Source organism: Streptomyces sp. NPDC002640 (genome assembly GCF_053592575.1).
The window spans coordinates 133,761-144,033 of record NZ_JBSFVZ010000021.1; the positions used below are offsets into that span (position 1 = coordinate 133,761).

Below are 10,273 nucleotides of genomic sequence, written 5' to 3' on the forward strand. Positions count from 1 at the left end.
CCTCTCTGCCGAGCGGAGCAGCGGGATGACGCGTCCCGAACGGCCGTCCCGTCTCCCGGGACGAAGACGTCCCAGCAGGTCAGAACCCTATTTGTCCCGACATCCATGAATCAAGCGGGATCCGGTGGTGAAAGCGCTCCAGCCTGCGCAAACTCGGCGTACCGGCCTGGCGGATCACCCCCGAGGGTGAGCGCCCGGCCGTCCGAACCCCTCACCGAAAGGGATGCACCATGCGTGTACGCACGACTCTCACGGCCTTCGCGACGATCACCGCGGTCGCGCTCGGCGCCGCCTCGGCGGCGCCCGCTCTCGCCGCGCCCGGCGATGTCGCCGTCGTCCGGGCGGGCGACGGCCTCGACGTCCACCGCGGCAAGTACGTCACGCTGGGCGGCTGCCAGACGGCCGGCCAGCAGGGCATCGAGCGCGGACACTGGGACCGCTACCAGTGTGCCGAGGGCACCTTCTTCTGGAACCTGTGGACCAACCGCTGACCGGGCTCACGCCACCGGTGGCTCCCCTCGGCCGAGGGGAGCCACCGGCGGTAGCCCGCACCGTCGTCGTCCGCGGTCGTGTCAGGAGGCGGCCCTGGCGGCGCAGGTGAGGGTCACCGGCGGCGTGCCGGACGCGCCGGTGGTGGCGGCTATCAGGCCGAACGTGACGCTGGCCCCGGGGGCGAGCGTGCCGTTCCACGCCATGTCGGTGACCCTGACGGTGCCGTCCGCGGCGGTGGTGAGACTGCCGTTCCACACCTGGGTGATCCGTGCGCCGCCGGACAGTACACCGGTCACCGCCCAGCCCGCGACGGGCGCCGACGAGGCGTTGGTGACGGTCACCTCGCCTTGTTGCCCGCCCTGCCAGCTGGAGACGACGCGATAGGTGGCGCTGCACGAGGGCCCGGGGCCACCGGGCTCCTCCGGCTCCCCGGGTTCCTCCGGCACCCCCGCGTCGAGCAGGGCGGCCAGTGCCGGGTACCAGCGGGCGGCGATCTTCGCGTCCCCCGCGGCGTTGGGGTGCACGCCGTCGTAGGTGTCGGTGGCGGTGCTGAAGCCGGTCCACTGGTCGACGACGGTCACCGGGGAGCGGCTCGTGGTGGTCGCCTGCGCCCAGGCGGGGATCCGCGCGTTGAGCTCGACGGCGCGCCGCGCGCACTCCGCGCAGGTGCTGGGGTTCATCGGGATGATCTGCGCGACCAGGACCCTCATGTCCGGGTTGGAGGCGCGCATCTGCTCCACCAGCTTTGTGTACGCGGCCAGGATGCGGTCCGGCGCGATGTTGCTCCAGACGTCGTTGGTGCCGAAGTGCATCACGACGATGTCGGGGCGGGTCGCCGCGAGCCGCGCCGGCAGCAGGTTCTGGGCGGCGGTGTTGGTCACCAGTTCCCCGCCGTGACCCTCGTTGTCACCGTCGTACGTCTGGCCGCACCCCTGCGGGCCGAGGGTGCCGACGAAGTCGACGTCGGTGTACCCGGCGTCCTGCAGCCGGTTCCACAGCACCGCTCGCCAGCAACCCGGCGAACCGGTGATCGAGTCGCCCAGCGGCATGACGCGCACCGGGTCCGCCTCCTTGGCCGCCGGCGCGGCCGCGGCGTGGGGGGCGAGGCCGCCGAGAGTCATCAGAATGACGGCGAACAGGCATACGAGGGGAAGACGTAATCGGTTGCCGAGCATCTCGGTCCCTTCTGTCCGTGGAGCGGGGGCGAAAGCAGATGGGAGCGCTCCCATCTGGTTCCATCCAGCCACTCCCCGCACGGCACGTCAAGGCCGTCCGGCGGTCCGGTCGCGGGCCGGCCCGGCCGTCGGAGTCCACCAGCCAGGAGGGCATGCGCCGCTGCGACCAGCAGCGGCCGAGTGCCCTGGTGCGCGGTGGGGGCCCGGCGAGGAGCCCACGCCGTCGCCGTGCCGGGGCCAGGCTGGCTCTCGACGTCCTGCCGCCCCCTGCCGCGCCGCACATCGTTACCGCCCCGCCCCAGCCTGCGCCGTGGGGCCTCAAGGCAGCCCGTCCTGGCGACCCTGGTGCTCGGTCCATTGGACGCCCGCGGCCCCTGTCGTCAAACGATCGTTTGACGACAGGGTGGAACGGCCGGGGTAGCCGCAGCGAGGTCATCGCGGTGTGGTGCGGGCGCGGAGGTGTGCGCGTTCTCCTTGGTGGCCGAGGAGGCTGAGGATTTCGACGGGGTGTTCGTCGGCGTTGCCGAACCAGTGGGGGGTGCGGGTGTCGAATGCGGCGGCTTCGCCGGGGCCCATGATCAGGTCGCTGTCGCCCAGGACCAGGCGCAGGCGGCCGTCGAGGACGTAGATCCATTCGTAGCCCTCGTGGCTGGTCTGCTCGGGCTCGGGCGAGCGCATCTTCGGCGAGATGATCAATTTGTAGGCCTGCAGACTTCCCGCCCGCCGGGTGAGCGGGACCATGGTCATGCCGAGGCGAGTGATGGGCTGCAGGTGCAGGCGGGGGTCGCCCGTCCGGGGTGCGCCGATGAGCTGGCCGATGTCCACGCGTAGCTCCCGGGCCAGAGGCAGGAGCAGTTCGAGGGTGGGGCGGCGCTGGCCCCACTCCAGTCGCGAGAGCGTGCTGCCCCTCCTTCGCCCCCTCCACGGCCTCTTCGCCTGCCCGGCCTGAATCCGCAGGTCAGCTCCGCGACTGCAGTCAGGGCACCAGCTGTGGGTGCTCACCGAGCGAGGACACAAGGAAGCCAATCAGCTGCTCCCGAAGAACGCGCGGATGTCTGTGCTGCGCAAGCTGGAGGTCGGCGACGACGGCGAGCCGGTGGCCGGCGACGGCTTCGACGAACACACGGCCGCCGTCACGATGACCGCCGCGGTCCTCACCGGAGCTGGCTCCGGTACTCCGCTGTCCTGGCGGACCGAGATCGCCCACCGCCTCCCGTACGGCTACACCCAGTACGCCGACCTGACGATGCGCGCCACCGAAGCCGGGGTGCCCGCGATGCTCCTCGAGGTCGACCGCGTCACCGAACCCGTCGACGACCTCGTGACCGAACTGCGCCGCTACAACGCCTGGTTCGAGCTTCCGGCGCGCGCTCGCCCGCCGCCAGCAAGCACTCCCGATGCCCTCCACCGCGTACCGCTCGGTGCGCGGCGGTGATGTCCTCCACCGTGATCAGCGACAGCTGCGCCTCCCACGCCATGCGCCGCCCGCCGTCCGCGGACGACGCCAGCACGTCCGCCCGCCTCGATGCGTCGGAGCGCTGGAGGGTCTCGCGGCGGTACTGCGCGGTGGACTTGGAGACTTCGCCCAGGGCGTGGCGAGCTGTCCATAGCTGCCGCCGCTGACGGCGTGGGCGTGGATCGCGGCGTTCCGGATGCCTCGACAGCGGCGCGCGGGGCCGGACGATGTAGTGCCGGACCCACTCCCGGTCGTGCCAGAGGCCGTGGAGGGTGTCCTGTCCCGTCCTGCGGCTGGGGCGTGCACTTCAGACGGACAGACGGACAGACGGGCTGACCGCGCTCCACTGGGGTGACCTCGCACCGCGCACGCTGGTTGCCTGTTTTCCCTTAAGCGCCACCTAATTTGCGTTCCTTGACGGAGAATGCTCGTTGATGACGCCATGCGTCGTCTCCGCCGGTCGGTCGAGGGGGCTGCCGGTGCGACATCACAGGACGTATAGGGGGGTTCTGCCGTGCGCAGAAACAGACGCACGCTCAGTGCCGTGTTCGCTGCGGCGCTCGGTTCCGTGCTGTTGGCGGTACCAGGGGCCACGCAGGCGTACGCGGCGACCGGTGTGTCGTTGCCGCTGTACCAGCTCGCCGACATGAAGGTCGACGGGAGCCATCAGAAGATCTTCCTCAGCATGCCGGCCGGAGCGGACGGTCGAGTCGTGGTGACGGACTACGACGGGAACAGCACGTGGCTGGGCGGCCTGCCGGGAGCCGGCGGGTTGGCGCTCTCGCCTGACGACCAGACCCTGTACGTGGCAGCGCGGGACATCGACACGATCGTGGCGTACGACACCGCGACGCTGGCGGAGACCGCGCGGTACCACGTGGGTGATGGCGTAGCCCCGTGGGGGGTGGCGGTCGCGGGCGGGAAGCTGTGGTTCGGTTACGGCGTCAGCGGAGACCTCGGCTCGATCGACGTGCACGCAGCTGAGCCGGTCGTCGATCTTGCGCTGGACGGTTCGCTGGACTCCGGGGCGGAACTCGTCACCTCCCCCGCAGACCCGAACGCGTTGGTGGTAGGCACCGGCGACCCCAACCGCAACACTCTCACCGTGTACGACGTGAGCAGCGGTTCGCCCGTCATGGCCAAGCGGCGGGTGCTGTCCGGGACCGAGATGAATGGTCTGCGGGACATCGACGTGACACCGGACGGCCGTACAATCCTGACCGCCGCCCTCATCTCGCCGGGCTACCGGGCCTTCCGCCTCGACGACCTCTCGGACGTGGCGACGCATACGGCCCCCGCCTCCCCACTGGCCGTCGCCGCCGGACCCGACGGCACGGTGGCGGGGGGCGCTCAGAACACCAGCGCCGACGTACCGGACGTGTCCCTCTACGCTCCGGCAGCCTCGGCTCCGCTGACCGCGGTCGAGTTGGGCGCTGCCGCGCAGAGCCCGGTGGTCCGGGGCCTGGCCTGGGCGCCGGACGGGAGTCGACTTTTCGCCGTGACGGGGCAGAGCGGGGTCATGGGACTCCAGTTCCACTCTCTCCAGGTCGACACCACAGTGCCGACCACACTGACCCTCGACGCGCCGGCAACCAGCAGGAAGGGCCGGACCCTGGCCCTCACCGGCACGCTGACCCCCGGGACAGCTCCTGGCACCACGGTCACGGTCACACGCCACGACGCCGCCAACCCTGAAGGCGTCTCCCTGGGCACCGTACCGGTGGCGGCCGACGGCACCTTCACGGCGACCGACGCCCCGGCCAGGCTCGGCGAAGTCCGCTACGTTGCGGCCTTCGACGGCGACTACTGGCACACCGCCTCCTCTGCTGAGGCGACTGTGCAGATCACGCGCAACTGAGCATCGAGGGTTCTCAGGCGGGCCCCGGAGGGTGACATCGGAGCCTGGCGCAACGGACAAGGCTCCCAGGCCGTCGAGAGAGGTGCCCTGCGCCTTGACTCGCGAGCCTGGGGCCCTGTTGGCCGCGAGCAGATGGAGCCCCTGCGGCACGCGATCGGCAATCCCCGGCGCGAGGTGGCCGACGCCCGCGCCCGCGAAGAAGCCAGGATCCGGGAAGAGGAGCGCCAGGCACGGGCGCGCCGGGCGGCTGAGGAGCGGGCCGCGAAGGAGGCAGCCGAGCGTGAGGCGCGGCGTCCCGTGTGCGCCGGCTGCGGGACGAAGCTACCGACGAACGGTGGGAGGCACAGGAGAGGAACTGGGACGGCCCGAAGGACTCCCACCCCCAGCTGTGTGACGACTGCAAGCAGCGCGCCGTCACCGCCGAGCGTCAAGCCGACAGTGAGCACCAGGGCCAGGAGCAGACCGGGTCCGGGCGGAAGGCCGGCAGCACCTGGCTTGTCCGCTTCCGCAGGTGACGCCCGCACTTGGGGATCGAGCGCAGGGCGGCGAGGCATGGTTCGCGGACCGAACCATGCCGGGGCAGGCTGGACCTACCACCAGCGCCCTGATCGTCGTGCACCAGCTCTCCAGCTCCGGGCGGCCGGAGGGCCGCCGTGCACGGAGCTTAGCCTGCTCGGCCTGGTCGACGGTGAGGCTCCAGCAGAGCTTGGTGGCAGTCCACTCGGCCACGTACCGGCACACCGCTCCGGTGGCGGGCGGGAGCCACTGGGAGGGGTCCTGGTCCGCCTTGGACCGGTTGGAGCGTGCGGTGACGGCGACGAGGCTGGCGTCCTGGCCGAGGTCGTTGGCGCAGGCCTCCCGGCGTGCCGCGGTCCAGGCGGAGGCGCCGGAGTCCCAGGCCTCGGCGAGCGGCACCATGTGGTCGATGTCGAGGCCGGACGCCTTGGGGACGACGGTCTGGTCGTAGTAGGACAGCCAGCTTCCCCCGGTCAGCGCGCACCGGGTGCCGACGGTGGGCGCGGTCACGGCTTCGGCGAGGAGGACCTCGTTCCTCGTGTTGCATCCGTCCGCGGGGTCGGCGCCGGAGTTCCAGTGCTTGAAGGCGGTGCGGGTGTAGCTGTCGCGGGACTCGGCGTCCAGCGTCAGGCTTGCGACGACTTCCTCGAGCGGGAGGACGACGGATTCCGCCGGGGCGTGGGCGGGGACCGCAGCTGTGACGGGGACGAGAGCGAGGCAGAGTGCGGTCACGCCGCGCGCGAGATGCTGTATCACGTCTGCTGGGATAGCGCATCCGGAGCAGCCGTCCGGGCGGGGTGCGTCTGGCGTCATCCCGCGAGAGTGACCGGCTTCACCCCGGAGTGGTGGCCACCGATTTCGCCCTTCGGCAACCCGGGAACAGGGCCTCACCGTGCTGTCCGGCACCTGCCGACGCGCAGGCCGGACCTGGTCACGTCGGCCGATTGTGCCGACATGGTCCGCGGTAGTAGCGCGAGACGCGGTGAGGTCTGCGCACTTTGGCAGGCCCATGTACGTGCCCGCTGGTGGCGACGCCCGCCGGGTGCCGGCCCGCGCGTGCGCGCACGGCGGCCTCAGCCCGGCGACGCGCGTCGCGATCTTCGCCCCAACCCCCTTATTCAGGGCCTGCGGCCGGGTGGCGTCCGGCTGAAAGTGCTGGGGGCAGGGTAGGCAAGGCCGCTTCCGCCCCCAGGTCGTGTGTCATACCGGCAGCAACTGCCACTGCCTGCCGCGGTGGTCGCCGTCCGCCCAGCGCTGCGTGATCACCATGGGCGCGTTGGTTTCGACGCCCAGCAGCAGGCCGCTGCTCCGGTTCGCGATCTCGTAGACCAAGGAGCCATCGGCGACGGTAGCCACCGGGATCAGCCGCCACTGCTGATGACGCGCCTCGTCGCCTTCGTAGGCGCGCTGCGCGACCACCGCGCCGGCCGCCACCCGGGTTTCGTCGACCTCCAGAACCTTCCCGCTGCGCACGTTCTCGATCGTGTAGACCATGTCGCCGCTGTCGCTCTTCCCGGATACGACCAGTCGCCATCGCTGCGACTGGCGGGGAGCGGCGAGCGACTGCTGGATGGTGGCCCCGTCCTTGAGCGACTCGCGCGTGACCCCGATGCGCAGCCGGCTGCGGATGCTCGCCCAGGAGACCACCGTGCCTGATGCGGGCAGTCCTGCCATGGCGGCCGCCGCGACCTTCCGCACGCGGTCGTTGACGTAGTCCGCGATGTAGAGGGCGCCCACGCAGTCGACCGCCAGCCCGAACGGGTAGTTCAGCTGGGCGGAGGTGGCGGGCCCGCCGTCACCGCTGAAGCCGTCGGTTCCCGTGCCGGCGACCGTGCTGATCGTGCCGTCCCCGGCGACCTTCCGGACTCGGTGGTTGTTGTGGTCGGAGATGTAGAGGGCCCCGGTGTGGTCGGCCACCACGCCCAGGGGAAAGTCCAGTCGGGCGGAGGTGGCGGGGCCGCCGTCACCGCTGAAGCCGTCGGTTCCCGTGCCGGCGACCGTGCTGATCGTGCCGTCCCCCGCGACCTTCCGGACTCGGTGGTTGTCGGCGTCGGTGATGTAGAGGTCGCCCGCGCCGTCGACCGCAACGCCGTACGGGCCGTTCAGCTGCGCCGCGGCGGCAGGGCTGCCGTCGCCGGAGAAGCCCGGGGTGCCGGTCCCGGCGACTGTGCGGATCCGTCCGTCCGGTGTGACCTGCCTGACCCGGTGGTTGTCGGTATCGGCGATGTAGAGGGTGCCGGTGCTGTCCACCGCGACCCCGTACGGGCAGTTCAACTCGGCGGAGGCGGCGGGGCCGTCGTCACCGCTGAACCCGGCAGTGCCCGTGCCGGCGACTGTACGGATCTGTCCGTCGGCCGTGACCTTGCGGATCCGGTGGTTCTCGGAATCGGCGATGTAGAGGTTCCCTGCACGGTCCACCGCCACCTCACGCGGGCAGTCCAGCTGTGCTGAGAGGGCCGGGCCGTGATCACCGTCGAACCCGGCAGTGCCGGTCCCTGCCACCGTGCGGATCCTGCCGTCCGTGGTGATCCGGCAGACTCGGTGGTTGTTGTGGTCGGAAACGTAGAGGGTGCCCGTGCTGTCCATCGCGAGGCCGTAGGGACGGTCAAGTCGGGCCGCGACGGCGGGACCGACGTCTCCGTGGGCCCCGGCATCTTCGGTGCCGGCGACCGTGGTGATCCGGGGGGCGAGGTCTTCGCCCTCTGCTGCTGTCTGTGCCGTGCTCATCATCATCCCCTCACCGGGTGCCGGTCGGACAGGACGAAGGCCCTGCCGACCGTGTTCGAAGACCGCTCGTGTCCGAGGACCGCGGAAGTGGCAGGCGGGAGGCGCGCCCGCGCGTGGACGTCGTGGCGATCACTCGTCGACCGTGTACTGCAAGGCCATCTGGGTGCCGTTGCGGGTGATGCCCACGGGCACCGCGATTCCGGCGCGCTTGCCGGCGAGGATGGCGCTGAGGGATGCCGCCGACGTGACGGGCAGACCGTCCACGGAGGTGATGATGTCCTTGTCCTGGAACCCCGCAGCGGCGGCATTCAGATCGGGGTCGACGAAACGGACCCGGGCGCCTCCCCCTCCGGGGACGCTGCTGACGTACCCGCCGAAGGCTCCGGGAGTGCCCTGGGTGATGTTGACGCTCCAGTCCACTGTCACCCCTTCGAAGGTGAGAGTGCCGGTGAACCGGCCACCCGCCATGGGGGCGTCATCCGTGGCGACCACGTCGACCTTCCAGGGGCGGCTCCAGATCCAGTTGTTGCCGCCCAGCGAGAAACTGGCGGACGAGCCGTCGGGCGCGATGGACACGGGGCAGCTCATGCCGCTGCACCAGGGGTCCACCCGCACGATGCGCGTGTACTGCGGAGCCTGGATCTGCACATGCCCCGGACTCGAGCGGACCCGCCCGTCCGGCGGGAACTCGACCGTCCTGCCCGGTCCCGGGGCATCGAGATCAGGGACAGACGTCGGAGGCGTCGGCGCGTGAAGCGTCGTGACCGTAGCAGGAGCGGCCGTGGCAGTGGCTGCGGGTGCCAGCCCTCCGAGCAACAAGCTCGCCAGCGCCAGTACCGTGCATGCTGCCGTGGACGTACGCATAAGCTCTTTCCTCTACTACGCAGTGTGGTTGATCGACTGCACCCAGGCTGGGTGCAAACGCAGATGGACTTCCTCGAGTACGCCGCGGGTCATGCAGTGCGACAGCGAAAAGCCGAGCAGGGGCGGTACGCCCGGGGTCGGGCAGCGGCTCCGGCGGTGGGCCACCGGCGAACCGCCCGGAGCGCTGTGCCCCGGTCCCGCCGCCCCGCGGGAGCCGGTTCTCGGACCGTGCGGCCAGCGAGACGCTCCGGCTCACCGAACCGAGTCGGAGCACCAGCCCGCCCGGGGTGGCCGGGCGCCGCGCCGGGGCCGCATCCGGACGCCCGCCACAGGACGGCAGCCAGGTAACCCGTCGCCGAGATGCCGTTGTCGCTGCCACCCGGCGGTTACCGGGTTCGGAAGCGGCGGTGGAGGTTGCGGGCCACGTACACGCCCGGCCCTCCGAAGCCGATGATGTCGACGCGTCCGTCGCCGGTGATGTCGGCGAGGAAGCGGGGGTGGTGACCGACCCGCCAGGCGCCGGCGTCGTCGTTGTATCCGAAGCCCCGGCAGACCAGTTGGGCCTGTTCGAACATGCCGTCGCCGCGGTTGTGCGCCACCCAGACTCCCTCGTCGCCGAAGCCGACGATGTCGGGGTTGCCGTCACCGGTCACATCGGCGAGGAAGCGCAGGTGCTTACGGGCCGTCCATCCCTGGGCGGTGCCGAAGTCGTTCAGGACGAGCTGAGAGCGCTCGAAGGTGCCGTCGTCGAGACCGCGGGCGACGACGACGCCGTGGGGGCCGAAGCCGATGATGTCCGTGGCCCCGTCGCCGGTGGTCTGCAGCAGGAACCGGGGGTGCTCCTCGGCCGAGGCCCATCCCTGGTCGATGCCGAACTCGTCGAGGACGTAGAAGGGCTCGGCGAAGACGCCGTCCTCGTCCTGGAGGGAGATCCAGACGCCGTCGTCGTGGCAGCCGACGATGTCGAGGCGGCCGCTGCCGGTGGTGTCGGCGAGGAAGCGGGGATGCTTGTCCACGCGCCACCCGCCGGCCTTGTCGTCGTGGCCGAAGGAACGGAGAGCGGGTTCGTCGGCCAGGAGCGCGAACTTGCCGTCCTCGTCCTGGAGGGAGATCCAGACGCCGTCGTCGTGGCAGCCGACGATGTCGAGGCGGCCGCTGCCGGTGGTGTCGGCGAGGAAGCGGGGA

8 protein-coding genes and 1 pseudogene are annotated in these 10,273 nt (G+C 71.1%); 3 read left to right on the forward strand and 6 right to left on the reverse strand.

Annotated elements, in window-relative coordinates; translation table 11 throughout:
• The first annotated feature begins 230 nt into the window (after window positions 1-230).
• Window positions 231-491: a hypothetical protein gene (locus ACWD3O_RS25570; protein ID WP_451412244.1), complete on the forward strand. Its 261-nt coding sequence runs from the start codon at window positions 231-233 to the stop codon at window positions 489-491.
• An 81-nt stretch (window positions 492-572) separates the two neighbouring features.
• On the opposite strand, the gene ACWD3O_RS25575 is transcribed toward ACWD3O_RS25570, so the two are convergent.
• Both ACWD3O_RS25575 and ACWD3O_RS25580 read right to left on the reverse strand, forming a co-directional pair.
• The gene (locus tag ACWD3O_RS25575; RefSeq protein WP_451417499.1) at window positions 573-1,613 is read right to left on the reverse strand and encodes a GDSL-type esterase/lipase family protein; all 1,041 of its coding nucleotides are present in this window, start codon (window positions 1,611-1,613) and stop codon (window positions 573-575) included.
• A 486-nt stretch (window positions 1,614-2,099) separates the two neighbouring features.
• Complete coding sequence (locus tag ACWD3O_RS25580) at window positions 2,100-2,624, reverse strand: helix-turn-helix domain-containing protein (protein WP_451417512.1); 525 nt, start codon at window positions 2,622-2,624, stop codon at window positions 2,100-2,102.
• Window positions 2,625-2,661: 37 nt separating this feature from the next.
• Here ACWD3O_RS25580 and ACWD3O_RS25585 point away from each other — a divergent pair, with 37 nt between their 5' ends.
• Both ACWD3O_RS25585 and ACWD3O_RS25590 read left to right on the forward strand, forming a co-directional pair.
• Window positions 2,662-3,102 carry a replication-relaxation family protein gene (locus tag ACWD3O_RS25585; RefSeq protein WP_451417500.1) on the forward strand — a complete coding sequence of 147 codons (441 nt, stop codon included), beginning with the start codon at window positions 2,662-2,664 and terminating at the stop codon, window positions 3,100-3,102.
• Between the two features lie 565 nt (window positions 3,103-3,667).
• Entirely contained in the window at window positions 3,668-4,981 is a 1,314-nt protein-coding gene (locus tag ACWD3O_RS25590; protein WP_451417501.1) for a hypothetical protein, read from the forward strand.
• Window positions 4,982-5,638: 657 nt separating this feature from the next.
• Here the strand turns inward: ACWD3O_RS25590 and ACWD3O_RS25595 are convergent.
• The 4 genes and pseudogenes from ACWD3O_RS25595 to ACWD3O_RS25610 form a co-directional block, all read right to left on the reverse strand.
• Window positions 5,639-6,253 (reverse strand): annotated as a pseudogene (locus ACWD3O_RS25595) (HNH endonuclease family protein); the annotation flags it as partial.
• Between the two features lie 444 nt (window positions 6,254-6,697).
• The gene (locus ACWD3O_RS25600; protein ID WP_451417502.1) at window positions 6,698-8,224 is read right to left on the reverse strand and encodes an NHL domain-containing protein; all 1,527 of its coding nucleotides are present in this window, start codon (window positions 8,222-8,224) and stop codon (window positions 6,698-6,700) included.
• A 129-nt stretch (window positions 8,225-8,353) separates the two neighbouring features.
• Window positions 8,354-8,872, reverse strand: a complete 519-nt coding sequence (locus ACWD3O_RS25605) for a PDZ domain-containing protein (protein WP_451417503.1) — start codon at window positions 8,870-8,872, stop codon at window positions 8,354-8,356.
• A 602-nt stretch (window positions 8,873-9,474) separates the two neighbouring features.
• The coding region (locus ACWD3O_RS25610) for an FG-GAP repeat domain-containing protein (protein WP_451417504.1) at window positions 9,475-10,273 on the reverse strand (799 nt) is incomplete at its 5' end.

Excerpts from the sequence above, each read along its gene's own strand:
- ACWD3O_RS25570 (WP_451412244.1), top strand. The coding sequence starts at position 231 with ATGCGTGTACGCACGACTCTCACGGCCTTCGCGACGATCACCGCGGTC.
- ACWD3O_RS25575 (WP_451417499.1), bottom strand. The coding sequence starts at position 1,613 with ATGACTCTCGGCGGCCTCGCCCCCCACGCCGCGGCCGCGCCGGCGGCC.
- ACWD3O_RS25600 (WP_451417502.1), bottom strand. The coding sequence starts at position 8,224 with ATGAGCACGGCACAGACAGCAGCAGAGGGCGAAGACCTCGCCCCCCGG.